The organism is Paenibacillus oralis (genome assembly GCF_003863965.1).
Taxonomy (GTDB): domain Bacteria; phylum Bacillota; class Bacilli; order Paenibacillales; family Paenibacillaceae; genus Fontibacillus; species Fontibacillus oralis.
In genome coordinates this window covers 3,820,881-3,836,446 of the sequence record NZ_RRCN01000001.1, presented here as the reverse complement: position 1 = coordinate 3,836,446, position 15,566 = coordinate 3,820,881, and the positions used below count along the sequence as shown (strand labels likewise).

Genomic DNA, 15,566 nt, shown 5'->3' with positions numbered 1-15,566 from the left:
GAAAAATATAAACCGCCTTCCTCAAAAGCATGAAGCTATTTGCCCCATACCTGCTCGTATTGTTCTTCCTTGTACCCGACCGTGACCGTTTTTCCGTCCGTGACGATCGGCCGCTTGATCAGCATGCCGTTCGAAGTCAACAGCGTTATCTGCTCTTCCCTGGACATGCCGGACAGCTTGTCCTTAAGCCCCAATTCTTTATAAACCTCGCCGCTCGTATTAAAAAACTTCTTCAATTCCAAACCGCTCCGTTCCACTAACTCGGATAGCTCTGCCTCGCTTGGCGGATTCTCCTTGATGTGCCGCAAGTCAAGCTCGTGGCCTTTGGACTCCAGCCATTTAATCGCTTTGCGGCATGTGCCGCATGGCGGATATTGATAAACCAATAATTTGCTCATATTGAACTTCCCCTTCCGTTTCGCAAAAGATCGTACAGCGCCTGCATATCCTCAGGCAACGGCAGCGTGAAATGGAGCGGCTCGCCCGTAAGCGGATGGACAAAGCCCAGCTCCGTGGCGTGCAGCGCCTGCCTGCCGATCGCCTCGTCCCACCGCAGCACCGCCCCCTGCTCCTCCGGCCTAAGACGGTCCAATCCGGGCGTCCGATAAAACGTGTCGCCGATCAGCGGGTGGCCGATCGAGGTCATATGGACGCGGATTTGATGCGTTCGCCCCGTTCCGAGCCGAATCTCCACCAGCGAGCCCGCCTTCCGTCCATCAAGCACCTTGTAAAAGGTTTGCGCCGGATAACCGCTCTCCGTAACGATCCGCCGGTGCGGTTCGGCCGGATCGCGGTCGATCGGCCCGTCGATCCTCCCCTCCGGCTCCGCCGGACAGCCGTGCACAAGTGCGGTGTACTTCTTGATCACCTGCCCGGCGATCAACTGCTCGGAGATATGCTGGTGTACGTAGGCATTTTTGGCGATCGCAAGCAGTCCGCTTGTTTCCTGATCCAGCCGATGCACCGGGCGGAACCGGAACTTTTCGCCTTTTTCCCGCCAGTAATGCACGACACCGTTAGCGAGTGTGCCGGTATGATGGCCGTGCGTCGGGTGGACGATCACACCGGCCGCCTTGTTCACGACGAGCAGCGCCTCATCTTCATAAACGATGTCAAAAGGCAGCGGCTCCGGCAAAATATCCTCCGATATTTCTTTTTCCAGTGTGATAGAAACCGTATCGCCGGCTTTGACCGGCACGCTGATGTAAACTCTTTCGCCGTTGAGCTGCACCCCGCGCTCCGTCAGCTTGATTTTGGACAGCAGTTTGCGGGATACGCCCAGCCGGCGCTGCAGCACGCTTTTGACCTGCCAGCCGTCCTCGCGTTCGGTGACATGATAGTTGATCGGATCATAATATTCGGTCATGACTTGTTGCCGAACACCTTCCTGCCGCGCGCGTATTCGATGTCGGAAACGTGCTGCCGGGCATTGGCGGTGCGGGCCGCCGCGAAGAAATAATCGGACAACCGGTTTAAGTAGGTTAACACGTGCGGATTCACTTCCGTGTGGCGGCTTAACGTGACCGCCCGGCGTTCCGCGCGGCGGCAGACGGTACGGCAAACGTGCAAAGCCGAAGCCAGCTCGGTTCCTCCCGGAAGTATAAACTTTTCGAGCGGCGGATTTTCCGCTTCGTACCGGTCGATCCACGTTTCCAGCCGTTCCGCCAGCTGCGCCGCCACTTTATAACGGCTTTCGGACAGCTTGACATAGGCCAAATCCGAACCACAGTCGAACAGTTCCTGCTGAACCTCCAGCAGTTGTTCCCGCAAATCGGAAAACAACTCCGGTCCGGCCAGGCTCGCCGCCACCCCGGCAAAGCTGTTCAGTTCGTCGATCGTTCCGTAAGCTTCAATCCGGTCGTCGTCTTTGTCCACTCTGCCCCCGATGACCGAGGTTTGCCCCTGGTCTCCGGTACGTGTATATATTGGCATAGGTACTCCTCCCATTTCGCTTCGAGCCGTATATAGGTCTCGCATTCAGGTCTTGCATTCAGGTCTTGCATTTAGGTCGCACATATAGGTCAGCCGTTCTAATCGGAACTTGCCATCTTCCATGATACCACAACAAAAACCGCCGGAGAACGGAGGTCATGCGGGAAGCCCATACTTTAGGCGCGAAAGCCCCTGTCGCCGAAAGCAGTGGTAATTTATGGATCAACCTAGAAATCGGCGCTAGACAGCCGGCTACTGGAACGACGGAGGCCTCCGGCCGGCCTTCAAAATAGCGCCATTTTATGTTCTTATTATCCGGAGCCAGGCATGTTCATCACCATTAGCGACATTTTATGTACTTATTTTTCCATGAATGGCCCAGATTGCGCGCATTTACTGGCGATTCGAGAAAATAACGGCATAAATGTCCGCTATTTCACTCAAATGGACGGATATCGCTGGAATAACGACATTTTTTGTCCTTATGTTTTTCGCAACAGTTTCTAAGGGCCGCCTGGTTTCCCTCAACGTACATCTAGGATACCAAACAGCAAAAGAAGGAGATCCCCCGGGATCCCCTTCAAAGCCGGCAAGCGGCTAACCGTTATTATTTGTTTTTTTAGAGAGGTAGTTCAAAAAGTCCGCTTTTGATCACGAAGTGAATCAAGAAGTAACTCGGCATCGAATCTTGAATTCAGCCGGGCCAAGCATATGCTTCCGAAGCATGTTTCCTCCGGAAACATTTCAGTTGCTCACGTACCCAATACGTACGCTCCGCTCCTTTCGTCCCTAGCTTCTTTCAACCTTCTCGGTGCTGAAAACCGGCCTTTTTGAACACGTATTTTTATGGGTTTTCATAAACTCATTAATTTTCAAATCGAGCAAACTGCTGATTTCAATCACGATATCCGAAGTAAAGGACTTCTCCTGCAAAAAGATCTTCTCCATTTTACTGCGCAGCAGATGAATTTCATCTTCTAACGTTACAGCTTGTGGTGAATTCGGCCGATCTTCTCCGTTCATCCATTGATTCGTATCATTGCCTTCGGCGATTATCATGTTATCAAATGGCAGGTTGTATCCACCACTGCGCAAAAGAAATCCCTCCCTGAGAAACTAAAACCTTCTTCCAAATTCGAATTATACCATGTCCTAATGGCATAGATCAATTAAAAAATGAAAAAAATGTTAATTAACACCATTTCTTCAGGGATTTTTTTCTATCCTTGCTTTAATTTGTGGACAAACTCTCCCATACGATGCAGCGCCTCATTGATTTGGCCGACACCTGTCGCATAGGAGCAGCGAAGGAAACCTTCGCCTCCGGCGCCAAACACATTCCCGGGAACCGCCGCAACCTTGGCTTCGATCAGCAGACGCTGCGCAAATTCATCGGACGTCAGCCCCGTCGATTCGATGCTCGGGAAGGCATAAAACGCGCCCTGCGGTTCATGGCAGCTCAGACCGATGTCCCGCAGCCCCTGAACGATTAACCGGCGCCGCTGGTTGTAGGATTCGATCATCTGGTCTTTTTCCTCAAGCCCGTTTCGAAGAGCTTCCAGAGCCGCGACTTGCCCCATGACGGGGGCGCACATCACCGTGTATTGGTGAATTTTAAGCATGGCGTATATTAAATCCGGATGGCCGCAGGCATATCCCATCCGCCAGCCGGTCATGGCAAACGCCTTGGAAAAACCGTTGACGAGAATGGTCCGGTCTTTCATGCCTGGGATCGAAGCGAAGCTGACATGTTTTGGCCCGTACGTCAGCTCGGAGTAGATCTCATCCGAAATAACAATCAGATCGTGCTCCTCCACCACTTTGGCGATCGGGAGCCAATCCTCGTAGGTCATAATCCCGCCCGTCGGATTGCTCGGATAGTTCAAAATCAGCACCTTCGACTTCGGCGTGATTTTAGCCTTCAGATGCTCGGCCTTCAATTTGAAATTGTCGCCCGCGTAGGTTTCGATTTCTATCGGAATACCTCCCCCGATCGTAACGATCGGTGAATAGGAGATATAACAAGGAACCGGAACGAGAATTTCGTCCCCCGGCTCGATCAGCGCCCGCAGGGCGAGGTCGATCGCTTCGCTTGCGCCCACCGTAACGAGAATTTCATCCTTCGGATTATATTTGACGTCATAACTGGAATATAAATACTCCGCGATCGCTTCTCTGAGCTCAGGCGTGCCGGCGTTGGAAGTATAGCTCGTATACCCGCGCTCCAGTGAATATACACAAGCTTCCCGTACATGCCAAGGCGTGATAAAATCGGGTTCGCCCACGCCTAAAGTAATGATATCTTTGCTCCCGCTGGCCAGGTCAAAAAAACGGCGGATGCCGGAGGGCTGAATCTCCTGAACCCGGGGAGCCAAATATGAAGTCATCGTTCGTCCTGCCTGATCTGCTTGCTGTGAATTCACGCTCATAACATTACTTCCTTTACGGAGAAATCATCAAACGGCGGTCTTCTTCCGGATCTTCGAAGATCACGCCGTCTTGTTTGTATTTTTTGAGAATAAAATGGGTTTTGGTCGATAACACCGACTCCAGCGTCGACAACTTTTCCGACACGAAGCTGGCCACCTCTTTCAAATTGCGGCCCTCCACCTCGACCAGCAAATCGTACGCGCCGGACATCAAATAGACGGATTTGACCTGAGGGAACAGATACACCCGCTCCGCGATCGCCTCAAAGCCGCGTCCCCGTTCGGGCGTGATTTGGACTTCAATCAAAGCCGTTACCTTCTCGTCGTCCAACTTGCTGGAATTGATCACCGTCGCGTATTTGACGATTACATGGTCATCTTCCAGTTCCCTGATCGCTTCAGCCACTTCCTCCACCGGAACCCCGATCAGGGTCGCCAGCAGATTCGCATCACGGCGGGCGTCCTCTTTCAGGAGGTCCAGCACCTTCAGCTTCAATTCGCTTAGTTGTTTCATCCCTCATCCTCCAGCGATGCTTCCGCTTCACCGCATCAATCCAGTGATTCGGAATCTAAATTTAATACTTATATTACATGAAATTTAGGCTCCTGCATAGAAAAACCGTCCATTCCCGGTGAGCTTCCCGGAACTGGACGGTTGCGCGTGAAATGGATGTCTTCGTTCCTTTTTTTGGCATCAGGCTCTAACGGGCTTGATTGCTTTTTTGCGGCGGCCATCGGGCTCCGAAGGCCGCGGCGCCTTTTTTAGCTGTTTGCGTAGCGCCAGCCAGCTAAGAACCGGCGTCGCTCCCAAACCGAACATCAACCATGTAATCGTGCTCATACGCGGATAAAGCGAATAAATGGCGATAAACAGCAGCGTTCCGGCCAGGCGCCCCACCGTGATGCTCAGCTCCCGCAGGACAACGAGCTCGACGCGCTGCTCCACGCTTTCCGGGCTGCCTCCGATCAAATCGAAAACGGAAGAAACGACGGGGATAAGGTACAGGGGCATAAACAAGGAGGTGCCGATACCCATAAACATCAACGTGCCATAGTTTACCTTCCAGAGCAAAGGGCCGATGGCGAGCGTTATCAATACGGCGCCAAATAGCATCCCGTAATAGCGGAATTTCAGCTTCAACCATTTGCCGACCGCCCAAAAGCTGACGAGCGATACCAGCGAAGTAACAAACGAAAACTGCCCGATCCTCCATTCGGCCGACGTGCTGATAAAAACGAGCAAGTTAGTAATGAAAGTGAATACACCTTCGCGCAAACCGTGCGCCGCCGACGCGGGAGCGGCTTGACGCCATGGGCTGCCATGCTGCAGCTTGCGCACCGGGGCGAGCCAATTGTAGGGACCTCCCCGTTTCCTTTTTTTTAGCCAAAAGCTGAGCAAAATGCCGATGCCGTATACCACGAGGGAAAGCGTAAAAATAAGCCGGTACCCCGCTTCGCCGTGCTTGACCGAAATCAGCCAGCCGGAGATCCAGGGGCCAAAAATGCCGATAACCGACCCCAGAACGCCGACCCAACCGTTAAACAGGTCCCGGGACTTCACATCAGTCACTTCGAAATAAACGACGTTGAAAGCCAGCCAGAACAAGCCTGATCCGGTGCCAAACAGCAAACCCAGCGGCCAGATGTAATCGACCGTGTGTTTCCCCGCCCAGAGCACCAGCAAATAAAACAGGCCGGATACGATGATCCCAAGCCGCAGAAAAATCATTTTATCGCGTTCCTTGACCCATTTGCCGGCAATCCAAAACGTGAGACCAAGCGCCAGCTGCTGGGAAAACGTAAACCAACCGATTAGGGGGAAATCCTGCTTTATCTTCCAAATGTATACGTTGAGAAATGTCCCCGATAAGGCGCCGGCCAGCACAAACAGTCCGTTGACCGCCAGAAGCAGCATGGATTGGCCGTTCAGGTGTTTGCGGTGTTTAATCATAATTCGTTCCTCCAGCCGTCAAAAAAGTTACTCTTGTAAGATGCCCAAAACTGGAGGAAGCATGAGATTTTTTCGAGCGAAATGCAAAAGGGCATGCGATTTCCGTCGAAATCCCTCGAAATGGGTGGTTCAAATGCAAATGTGCATTTCATTTCCGGTCATAAACCACTTTTTTATCAAATAGCCCCAAAACAGATGTACTTTTGCATTTCACCCGTTTTAAATCGGCACTATACTCGAACATCAAATGCACTTTTGCAGTTGGTTCAGCCAAGCCGGAATTCAAATCCCAATAAGTTGAAAAAAAGGCAAAAAGACGCCAAAGCGGCGTCTCTTCACGGCGAATCCTTTATTTGTTAGATGCATCTTCTTCCCCGCTCACCGTGCGGATGAAAGAAATCCGGTCATCCTCGGACAAGAAGCGGCTGACATGGAAGCAGGCCGAGCAGACATACACGTTCAGCTTGACCGGTGCCTGCAGCAAAGGCCGCCGATTTAGGCCGGACGGAACCGGGGCGGGGGCGTCCAGATTGCCCGGTGCAAGCTCCTGCTGGCCGGCATAAATCATGTACTCCCGGCAGTGAGGGCATTCCGGAACCTCGTCCTGATGGTCGAGCAGCTTTTCCACACCGGTCTCATACGCCAGCAAATCCCCGCCGGAGGCCGTAAATGCTTCCAGCCGGCGAACTGCGCCGAGATGCCCGCCGTGTTCGTCGTCCCAGTAGTCGTCTTCATCCTCGTGATCGTGGCCGTGATGATGAGCGTGGTCATGGTCGTGATCGTGTCCCTCATGGCCATGATCATGGTCATGATTGTGGTCGTGATGATGCCCATGCTTGCGGTCGCCAAAAGGATGGTCCTCGTATTCGCCCTCAAACTCCTCTTCACTGCCGAGGGTAATGCTCACCGTCCGGTAGCCTTTTAGTTCATTATGGCAATGGGGGCATTCATCCTCCGGTCCCAGTTCTTCGTCCCATACGATTTCGGTTTGACACCATGGGCAAATCGTTGTTTCCATCGATGTTCGTCCTTTCAATGTATATTAAGCGTTCCATAAATAAATAATACCGGCTGCCAAAAACAGGATCGACGCAACAAACAAGATCCGGACCAGGTTTTTCACTTCCGTCTACTCCCCCTAAACTAACCTAAACAAGCTCCGATCAAAAAGGACACCGAAACGGACACCGCCATGGAAATAAAACCGACGCTCGTATTGCCCTCGGCGATTTCCCGGTCGAGCCGGAACACCGGCGTCCAAAACTGGAATAACAGGTAGGCTGCAAAAAGCAGCAGCGAGCCGACCGACGACCAGATCATAAAGTCGTAGATGGACGGCTGCTTGGCCGCAAACCGGATCACGTTGCACAGCCCGAAAATTTTTCCGCCGGTCGCCAGCGAAGCAGCCATATTCCCGCGCTTGATTTCCTGCCAGCAGCGGTATTTGGTCAACGATTCAAAGCAGGAAAGAAAAACAATCAACTCCACAACCGCCACGGAAAAATAACCGATCATCAGCCCCAGCGGCTGCTCCAACAGCGGATCGATGTTCTCCTTCACGTCCTCCCTCTCCTCTTACGTTATTTCAACTCCGCAACCGTTACTCCCGTACCGCCTTCGCCGTAATTGCCAAGCCGGTAGCTTTTGATATGCTTATGTTTTCGTAAATAATCGGAGATTCCCGTGCGCAAAATCCCGGTGCCTTTGCCGTGGATGATGTAAATTTGGCCCAAATTCGCCAGGTACGCTTCATCGATAAACCGGTCGACTTCAATAAGCGCCTCCTCCAGGTTAGCTCCGCGCAAATCGAGTTCGCTGCGGACCTGATCGTCGCGCGACCGCTTGACGTTCGTCACCGTGCGCTGCGCCGGTTTGCTGGCCGGAGCCGGAGCGAGCAGCTCCATGTCGTCCAGGCTCACCTTCATCTTCATAATGCCGAGCTGGACCACGGCTTCCTTGCTGCCGGCAAGCTCCACAACATGGCCTTTTTGGTTCAAGCTGTAGACCATCACTTCATCGCCGGGTTCGATTTGCCGTGGAGGTTTGGCCGCCTTGCGTTCGGCCGCCGTTTTCTTCCGCCGCGGCGGTTCGGCCTCATCCAGCTGTTTGCGGGCCGCAATCAGCTTATGCTCCTTGACGGCGGCTCCTTCCTCCTGCGCCAATTTGCGCAGATCGGCGATGATCCGTTCGGCTTCCTCGCGCGCTTTGGCAATGACCGCCGCGGCATCCGCCTCCGCCTTCTCGAGATGTTTGTCCCTTTGCCGCTCCAGCTTTTCCAGCTCTGCCGCATGACGGCTGCGCAAAGCCTCCAGCTCGCGCCGCAGCTTCTCCGCGTTCTCCCGTTCCTGCTCGGCGCCAAGCCGGTTTTCCTCCAGGGAAGCGATCATGTTTTCGACCCGCAGGTCTTCTTCCTTCACTTCGCCGCGGGCATACTCCAGGATCCTCTCCGGCAGCCCCAGCCGCTCGGCAATGGCAAATGCGTTGCTTCGTCCAGGCACGCCAACAAGCAAACGGTAAGTCGGGCTTAGCGTATTGACGTCGAATTCCATGCTGGCGTTGATGACGCCCTTGCGCTCATACGCGTAAGCCTTCAGCTCACTGTAATGCGTCGTCGCCACCATACGGCTGCCCAAACCGTGAATATGCTCCAAAATCGCCACGGCAAGCGCCGATCCTTCCGCCGGATCGGTGCCCGCCCCAAGCTCATCGAGCAGCACAAGGCTTTTCGGCGTCATTTGCTTCAAGATGGAAATGATGTTCGTCATATGGCTGGAGAACGTACTTAAGCTTTGCTCGATGCTCTGCTCGTCCCCGATATCGGCGTAAATGGCGTCGAAGACACACAGCTGGCTGCCTTCCTCGGCCGGGACAAACAAACCGGACATCGCCATCAGGCTGAGTAAGCCGATCGTCTTCAAAGTGACGGTTTTCCCGCCGGTATTAGGCCCGGTCACAATAATGGTCGTATATTGGTTGCCGAGCTCCACATCGATCGGTACGACTTTGTCGGCAGGAATGAGCGGATGACGCCCTTTCTTGAGCTTCAGGAAACCGCGGTCGTTCATTCGCGGCAAAGTTCCTTTCATCTCCCGCGCCAACCGGGCTTTGGCAAACATAAAATCGAGCTGCCCCAGCACATCGCAGTCATACAGCAGCAGATCGGCCTGCTCGCCGGCCGCGGCCGTCAGCTTCTGCAGGATCACTTCAATTTCCCGCTCTTCCTTCAGCCGGGTTTCCCGCAGCTTGTTGTTCATAGCCACGATCGATTCGGGCTCGATAAACAGCGTGGCGCCCGATCCCGACTGGTCGTGCACGATGCCGCCGAAATGGGCCCGGTACTCGGCCTTCACCGGAATGACGAACCGGTCGCCGCGGATCGTAATGAGCTGATCCTGCAGCATTTTGGCCACGGAAGAGGAGCGGATCATCGCGTCCAGCTTCTCCCGGATACGGACCTCGCCTCCGCGCAGCTCGCGGCGGATTTGTGCCAGCTCCGGGCTGGCAGAGTCCAGCACCTCGCCGCTTTCGTCGATACAGCGCTTGATCGCTTCCTCAAGCGGCTTCTGGTCGCTTAAGGTGTTGCTCAGCGTAAACAGCAGGTCTACCTCATGCTCCTCATGCACTGCCGCAATGTATTTTTTGACCCTGCGGGAACCCTCCAACGTCGTCGCCACGCCAAACAGCTCATGCGGATTCAGCGTTCCGCCGATGCGAGCCCGCTTGACCGCCGGCGTGATGTCGACGATGCCGCCAAAGCCGGGCGCCCCCTTGAGCCGGTCCACATTAAACGCTTCATCCGTCGCCTGCAGCAGCCGCTTGACGTCCTCCAGGTCGCTGACGGGCGCAAGCGATTCCGCAGCTTGTTTCCCCATCGGCGTTTGCGCAAAATGGATCAGCTGATCTATGATTTTTCGGTATTCCATCGTTTTTAAAATTTTTTCGTCCAAGAACGTTCACAACTCCCCTCGGGCTATGATCCCATTATAACCGAAACCGCTCATTTTTCGCTATTTTGCGAAGGGGCACACATAAGATAGCGCCTTGCGGAACATGATAATTACGTATAGCCAAACGTACTTACATTTAAAAGGAGGCTATGTACCAATGCAATTTCTGGGACACGTCGTGCGATTCATCGTCTCCGCCATTGTATTGCTCGTGGTGGGATGGCTTGTACCGCAATTCAGTATCGGCGGATTCGGCAGCGCTTTGCTGCTGGCTCTCGTAATCGCACTTCTCGGTTGGGCCATTGAAGGCATTTTCGGGAAGCGGGTTACCCCGTTTGGCCGCGGAATCGTCGGTTTTCTAACGAGTGCGCTTGTGATCTGGCTTGCCCAGTTCATTATTGCCGGCGTTTCCGTCTCCATTATCGGAGCGCTGCTTGCCGCCCTCGTGATCGGGATTATCGACCTGTTCATCCCGGTCGCTACGCCGTTTGAGGCAGGCAGAGACAAAGACAGAGCAACCCGCTGATGTCTCTACCCGCTCATGGCGGAGCAGGAAAAGGCGGTCGTCCTTATGCAGCATGCAGCTGCCTGGGGCGGCCGCTTTTCATTTGTTCAATAATTATTCATACCTGTCCTCGGTGTTCCCCCGCAAATTACGATATGATATTCTTAAAATTGTCACAAAATATTTGAATTGTGGGGGGGATTATCGTGAAGAAAAGTATTGCTTTATTCGCATGCGCTATTATGCTTTTGGTTTTATCCGCCTGCGGCAGCGGGAATTCCGCCGGAAACGGCAGCGCGGCCGAAAGCAATATTCAGCCCGAAGCTGAACTCGTGATCGAAGCGTCCAATTATCAGTTTGACCAAGCCGAATACCATCTAAAAAAAGACGTACCCGTCAAAATCGTGTTCAAAAACGCCTCGGGCAATCACGGCGTACTTGTACCGGGTTTGAAGCTGCAGCTTGACCGCAAAAACGACTCCGCCGTCATCATCCCGAAGGAAGCCGGGGAATTTGAAATGTCCTGCTCCGTCATGTGCGGCTCCGGACACAGCACGATGATTTCCAAAATTATCGTCGAATAACCGTGGGGACAGCAAGAGCCCGCGGCCGTACGCCGGGGCTCTTGCTGTTTACGGTGCGTTTAAAACGTCAGGACTGATCCTGCTCGATCAGCTCGATCCATTCGTTAAATTCCGTCTGCAGCTTCGCGTAATCCTCCTGCAGCCGGCGGTGCTCCTCTTCCCGTTTCTCAAACGTCTCGCGCTCGGCTTCGCGTTCTACCTTCAGCAAGCGGTATTCATGCGAAATGATTTCGTAATGCTCGGAAATTTGCTGAAACTCTTCGGCCAGCCGCTGCTTTTCTTCCTCCAGTTGCTGGTAATCGTTCGACAATTGAACCACGCGTTCGCTGCCGGCCGCGCTTTCCTGCTGCCACTCATCCAGTTGGCGCAGCAGCTCGGATTCCTTCCCGTGCCACGCCTCAAGCTCGCGCTCGGTGGACGCCCATCGCTCCTTAAGCTCCTGTTCCCGCTTTTCCGCGGCTTCCCGGAGCTGGTCCATCCGCTCCTCCCGTTCGGCATGTTCCTGCAGCTCCACGTTCATATCCTGCAGCCGGTCATGCAGCCGGCTGAGTTCCGCCGCCATCTGCTGTTTCTCTTCCTCGGCCATACTTGCCATATGGAGCGCCGTCTCCCGTTCGCGGGAGGCCTCCTCAAGCCGCTGGCGAAGCGAATCCAATTCGTCCGCTAACACGCGCGCGTTGTCCTCTTCCGACTGCAGCCGCTCACGGACATTCACCAGATCCGCGGCGGCGGAACGGGCTTGTTCCTCCAGTTGCTCGCTGCGGCCTTCCGCCTCCAGTAAGCTGATTTCCAGGCGGCTAAGCTCTTCGCTTCGTTTATCGGCCAGCTTCTGCCACGATTTTTCGCTCTGCACGGCGGCGGCGGCATCCGCACGAAGCTTGTTCTGCTGCGCACCTGCCTCCTGCAGCTGCTGCTGCAGCTTCTGGGCTTTCGCTTCGGACGTCTGGAGCAGCTCCTTAAGCCGCTTAACCTGCTCCTCCAGCTTGGCACAATTCTGCGCGGCCTGTTGTTCGGCTGCTTTGGCGTTCTGCGTGGCCTGCTGTTCGGCCGCTTTGGCAGACTGCTCCCGCTGCAGCGCTTCGCTAAGCTGCTTCTGCAGCTTCTCGCGCTCTTCCTTCTCCTTAACCGTCAACTGTTCGGTCTGGCGCAATTTGGCCTGCAGCTGCGAGTTGCTGCCCCGCTGCTCATTTAATTGCCGCTCCAGCTCCTGAATGCGGCTCTTCCCCTTGCGCACTTCGCCGTCCTGCGCCTGCAGCGCCGCCTCCAGCTTCTCTGCCTGGTCGGCCAGCAGCTTCTTCTCCTCCTTCAGCCTGTGATGCTCCTCCTGAAGCGCTTTGTACACATCTTCCTGCTTGGCATGGAGTCCCTGCAACGCGGAGTTCTCCTGCGCGATCATGGCTTTCTCCTGCTTGGCATTTTGCAGTTCGCTTTGCAGTTGATCCGTTTTGACCGCCTCTTCGGCCATGCGAACCGCCGCGAGCACCGCCAAACGCGATATATCGAGATGCGGATAAGCCTGGGCAATGCTGTGCATCAGCCCGTCTACGCGGCGGGCCACCTGCTTCATATAATCGGTGCTGCTGCCTACGATTTTATAAGAAGTGCCATATATTTCCACACTTACGCTAATTCGGCCTTGGTTACTCAAAGCTATGTGCCTCCTTCGGTCCTGGGCTTAGATCTAAGATGTCTTTTATAAATTAAACGAAAGTCACATCGAATCGGTTATCTTACAATTGATTCGATGTGACTTTGCCCAATTCCTGCTATTTTCTAAGTTCGGCGGCAAAAGTTTGCGTCAGTCCGGCCACAACCCGATCATGGACCGCCGTCACCTCTTCGTCCGTCAGTGTCCGTTCCTTGTGACGATACACCAGGGACAATGCCACGCTCTTTTTACCTTCTCCCAGTTTGGAACCGGTAAATACGTCAAACACTTGCACGTCTTCCAGCAGCTCGCCCGCCGTTTGCCGGATTTCGGCGATCAGCGCGCCGGCTTCGACATCGTCCGCAACGACGACGGCGATATCCCTTTGCATCGCCGGGAAACGGGGCAGTTCACGGTATACGACCGGTTCTCCGGCATATTCGTAAATCGGCTTCAGCAGCAGCTCGGCCACATACGTATCGTCCAGATCCAATTCCCGCTGGAGCTCCGGATGAATTTGTCCCAGTGAGCCGAGCCAGCGTTTTTCGCCCTCCGTCTGCAAATATATGGAGGCCGAACGCCCTGGATGGAAGCCTTGCGGCTGATCCGCCGCATAGGTCACGCGGCCGCTCAGCCCGAGATAATCGAACAGGCTTTCCAGCGCGCCTTTCAAATCGAAGAAATCGACCATCTCCGCCGGTGTGTTCCAGCGCTTCGACTGGCGCTCGCCGGTCAGCAGCAGGCCAAGCGCAGGCAGTTCGTCCGGCTGCTTCGTCAGCTTCTCTTCCTCCGTCACGAACACGCCGCCGATTTCGAACATCGCCAGATTTTCCTGCTTACGGTTGCGGTTATATACGGCAATATCGATCATACCCGGCAGCAGGCTGCTCCGCAAAGTGCTGCGTTCCTCGCTCATCGGCATCGCCAGTTTAACCTCATGGCCGCCACCGCCAAGCTGCGGAAATTTCCGCGCAGCTCCCTCCCGAATGAAGGAATAGCCGAGCACTTCCTGCCAGCCGCCATGAACCAGCAAACCGCGGATTGCCCGCCGCAGCGCCTGCGGCTTCGTGTAACCCCCGGCCGTGGTCGGGCCTTCGATCAGCGTGGACGGGATATTGTCATAGCCGTAAAGCCGGGCGACCTCTTCGATCAAATCCACATCCCGGGTGATGTCTCCCCGCCGGGTCGGAATCCGCACATCCAGCGCATCCTCGGGAAGATCAGCGCTGGCGAAGCCAAGCCGGGTCAGAATCGTTTTCGTCTCCAGCGTAGAAATGTCCGTTCCCAGGTAATCGTTCAGCTTGCGAAGGGACAAAGTAACCACCTGTTCCTGCGGCTCCTGGTTGACGACCTCTACGATGCCCTTGCAGACGTTGCCCCCGGCATATTTGGCCATCAGCTCGGCGGCGCGGTTCAGCGCGGGAATGACGGAGGACGGGTCAACCTCTTTCTCGAAGCGCTGCGAAGCTTCCGAGCGAAGCCCCAGCGTACGCGACGTCTTCCGCACCGATCCGCCGTCGAATTTCGCCGACTCAAGCACGATGTTGACCGTCTGGTCCGTCACCTCCGAGTCGAGGCCTCCCATGACGCCGGCCAGACCTACCGGCTTATCGTCACCGTCCACGATAAGCAGCGCCCCTGGCTCCAGTTCGCGTTCCTGTCCGTCCAAAGTCACCAGCTTTTCGCCCTCGCGCGACTGGCGGACGCCGATTTGCCCGCCGGCGATTTTGTCGGCGTCAAACGCGTGCAGCGGTTGTCCGTACTCCAGCATGACGTAGTTGGTAATGTCCACAACGTTGCTGAGCGGACGGATCCCGGCGGCCATCAGCCGGTTTTGCATCCACAGCGGCGACGGACCGATTTTAACGCCGGAAATGCAGCGGACGGCATAACGGCTGCACAGCTCGGAAGCCTCGACCTTGACGGCGATCCGCTCGTTGGCGGGCTGAGCGAATTCGATCAGCTCTTTCTCCGGGTGCGGCAGCTTCACGTCGCGGCCCAGGATCGCGCCGACTTCATACGCCGCCCCCAGCATGCTGAGGCAATCGGAGCGGTTCGGCGTGAGATCGAAATCGAGCACCTGATCGTCCAGGCCCAGCAGCCCCGCGATCGGCGTTCCGATCTTGGCGTCCTCCGGCAGCACCAGGATGCCCTCCTGCTGCTCCTTCGGCAGCAGCTTGTCGTTCATGCCGAGCTCTTTGGCGGAACAGATCATCCCTTGCGAAGGGACGCCGCGCAGCTTCGCCTTTTTGATCTCGAGCCCGCCCGGCAGCTTGGCGCCGACGAGCGCGACCGGCACCTTCTGGCCGGCGGCGACGTTTTTCGCGCCGCAGACGATTTGCAGTTCCTCTTCCTGCCCGGCGTCGACGATACAAACGTTCAGCTTGTCGGCATCCGGATGTTTTTCCTTGCTTTTAACGTAACCGACGACCACGTTTGATACGCCTTTGTTACGGTTTTCGACGGAATCGATCTCAATTCCCGAACGCGTGATTTGCTCCGCCAGTTCTTCAATGTCGACCCCATCCAGCGATATATAATCGGACAACCATTCGGTTGATACTTTCATC

At 55.0% G+C, this 15,566-nt stretch carries 14 protein-coding genes; 2 read left to right on the top strand and 12 right to left on the bottom strand.

What is annotated here, in order from left to right; translation table 11 throughout:
- Positions 1-35: 35 nt before the first annotated feature.
- The 10 genes from EHV15_RS17205 to EHV15_RS17160 all read right to left on the bottom strand — a co-directional run bounded on the left by EHV15_RS17205 (position 36) and on the right by EHV15_RS17160 (position 10,259).
- A complete protein-coding gene (locus tag EHV15_RS17205; RefSeq protein WP_128632274.1) occupies positions 36-398 on the bottom strand; it encodes an arsenate reductase family protein in 363 nt (120 codons plus the stop codon).
- Positions 395-1,366, bottom strand: a complete 972-nt coding sequence (locus EHV15_RS17200) for an RluA family pseudouridine synthase (RefSeq protein WP_128632273.1) — start codon at positions 1,364-1,366, stop codon at positions 395-397. The genes EHV15_RS17205 and EHV15_RS17200 overlap by 4 nt, the downstream gene beginning before the upstream one ends.
- Entirely contained in the window at positions 1,363-1,932 is a 570-nt protein-coding gene (locus tag EHV15_RS17195) for a cob(I)yrinic acid a,c-diamide adenosyltransferase (RefSeq protein ID WP_128632272.1), read from the bottom strand. Before EHV15_RS17195 ends, EHV15_RS17200 begins: the two co-directional genes overlap by 4 nt.
- Before the next feature lie 789 nt (positions 1,933-2,721).
- Positions 2,722-2,955, bottom strand: a complete 234-nt coding sequence (locus tag EHV15_RS17190) for an aspartyl-phosphate phosphatase Spo0E family protein (RefSeq protein WP_128635398.1) — start codon at positions 2,953-2,955, stop codon at positions 2,722-2,724.
- Positions 2,956-3,152: 197 nt separating this feature from the next.
- Positions 3,153-4,361, bottom strand: a complete 1,209-nt coding sequence (locus EHV15_RS17185) for an aminotransferase class I/II-fold pyridoxal phosphate-dependent enzyme (RefSeq protein WP_128632271.1) — start codon at positions 4,359-4,361, stop codon at positions 3,153-3,155.
- A gap of 13 nt (positions 4,362-4,374) precedes the next feature.
- Positions 4,375-4,875: an Lrp/AsnC family transcriptional regulator gene (locus EHV15_RS17180; protein WP_036624896.1), complete on the bottom strand. Its 501-nt coding sequence runs from the start codon at positions 4,873-4,875 to the stop codon at positions 4,375-4,377.
- 180 nt (positions 4,876-5,055) lie between these two features.
- The gene (locus tag EHV15_RS17175) at positions 5,056-6,312 is read right to left on the bottom strand and encodes an MFS transporter (protein ID WP_128632270.1); all 1,257 of its coding nucleotides are present in this window, start codon (positions 6,310-6,312) and stop codon (positions 5,056-5,058) included.
- Positions 6,313-6,661: 349 nt separating this feature from the next.
- A complete protein-coding gene (locus tag EHV15_RS17170; protein WP_128632269.1) occupies positions 6,662-7,330 on the bottom strand; it encodes a hypothetical protein in 669 nt (222 codons plus the stop codon).
- Between the two features lie 125 nt (positions 7,331-7,455).
- Positions 7,456-7,872, bottom strand: a complete 417-nt coding sequence (locus tag EHV15_RS17165) for a DUF350 domain-containing protein (protein WP_178075875.1) — start codon at positions 7,870-7,872, stop codon at positions 7,456-7,458.
- Between the two features lie 20 nt (positions 7,873-7,892).
- Complete coding sequence (locus tag EHV15_RS17160) at positions 7,893-10,259, bottom strand: endonuclease MutS2 (protein ID WP_128632268.1); 2,367 nt, start codon at positions 10,257-10,259, stop codon at positions 7,893-7,895.
- A gap of 157 nt (positions 10,260-10,416) precedes the next feature.
- Between EHV15_RS17160 and EHV15_RS17155 the strand changes: the two genes are divergently transcribed.
- Both EHV15_RS17155 and EHV15_RS17150 read left to right on the top strand, forming a co-directional pair.
- Complete coding sequence (locus EHV15_RS17155) at positions 10,417-10,785, top strand: phage holin family protein (protein ID WP_128632267.1); 369 nt, start codon at positions 10,417-10,419, stop codon at positions 10,783-10,785.
- 185 nt (positions 10,786-10,970) lie between these two features.
- The gene (locus EHV15_RS17150; protein ID WP_128632266.1) at positions 10,971-11,348 is read left to right on the top strand and encodes a cupredoxin domain-containing protein; all 378 of its coding nucleotides are present in this window, start codon (positions 10,971-10,973) and stop codon (positions 11,346-11,348) included.
- Positions 11,349-11,415: 67 nt separating this feature from the next.
- Here EHV15_RS17150 and zapA read toward each other — a convergent pair whose 3' ends face one another.
- On the bottom strand, positions 11,416-12,996 hold the full coding sequence (zapA, locus tag EHV15_RS17145; protein ID WP_128632265.1) for a cell division protein ZapA: 1,581 nt from the start codon (positions 12,994-12,996) through the stop codon (positions 11,416-11,418).
- Positions 12,997-13,114: 118 nt separating this feature from the next.
- Positions 13,115-15,565 carry a phenylalanine--tRNA ligase subunit beta gene (pheT, locus tag EHV15_RS17140; RefSeq protein ID WP_128632264.1) on the bottom strand — a complete coding sequence of 817 codons (2,451 nt, stop codon included), beginning with the start codon at positions 15,563-15,565 and terminating at the stop codon, positions 13,115-13,117.
- Between the last annotated feature and the right edge of the window lies 1 nt (position 15,566).

Bases quoted from the DNA above. Each gene is read 5' to 3' on its own strand.
- EHV15_RS17205 (WP_128632274.1), bottom strand. From the start codon at position 398: ATGAGCAAATTATTGGTTTATCAATATCCGCCATGCGGCACATGCCGC.
- EHV15_RS17200 (WP_128632273.1), bottom strand. From the start codon at position 1,366: ATGACCGAATATTATGATCCGATCAACTATCATGTCACCGAACGCGAG.
- EHV15_RS17195 (WP_128632272.1), bottom strand. From the start codon at position 1,932: ATGCCAATATATACACGTACCGGAGACCAGGGGCAAACCTCGGTCATC.
- EHV15_RS17190 (WP_128635398.1), bottom strand. From the start codon at position 2,955: ATGAACGGAGAAGATCGGCCGAATTCACCACAAGCTGTAACGTTAGAA.
- EHV15_RS17185 (WP_128632271.1), bottom strand. From the start codon at position 4,361: ATGAGCGTGAATTCACAGCAAGCAGATCAGGCAGGACGAACGATGACT.
- EHV15_RS17180 (WP_036624896.1), bottom strand. From the start codon at position 4,875: ATGAAACAACTAAGCGAATTGAAGCTGAAGGTGCTGGACCTCCTGAAA.
- EHV15_RS17175 (WP_128632270.1), bottom strand. From the start codon at position 6,312: ATGATTAAACACCGCAAACACCTGAACGGCCAATCCATGCTGCTTCTG.
- EHV15_RS17170 (WP_128632269.1), bottom strand. From the start codon at position 7,330: ATGGAAACAACGATTTGCCCATGGTGTCAAACCGAAATCGTATGGGAC.
- EHV15_RS17155 (WP_128632267.1), top strand. From the start codon at position 10,417: ATGCAATTTCTGGGACACGTCGTGCGATTCATCGTCTCCGCCATTGTA.
- pheT (WP_128632264.1), bottom strand. From the start codon at position 15,565: ATGAAAGTATCAACCGAATGGTTGTCCGATTATATATCGCTGGATGGG.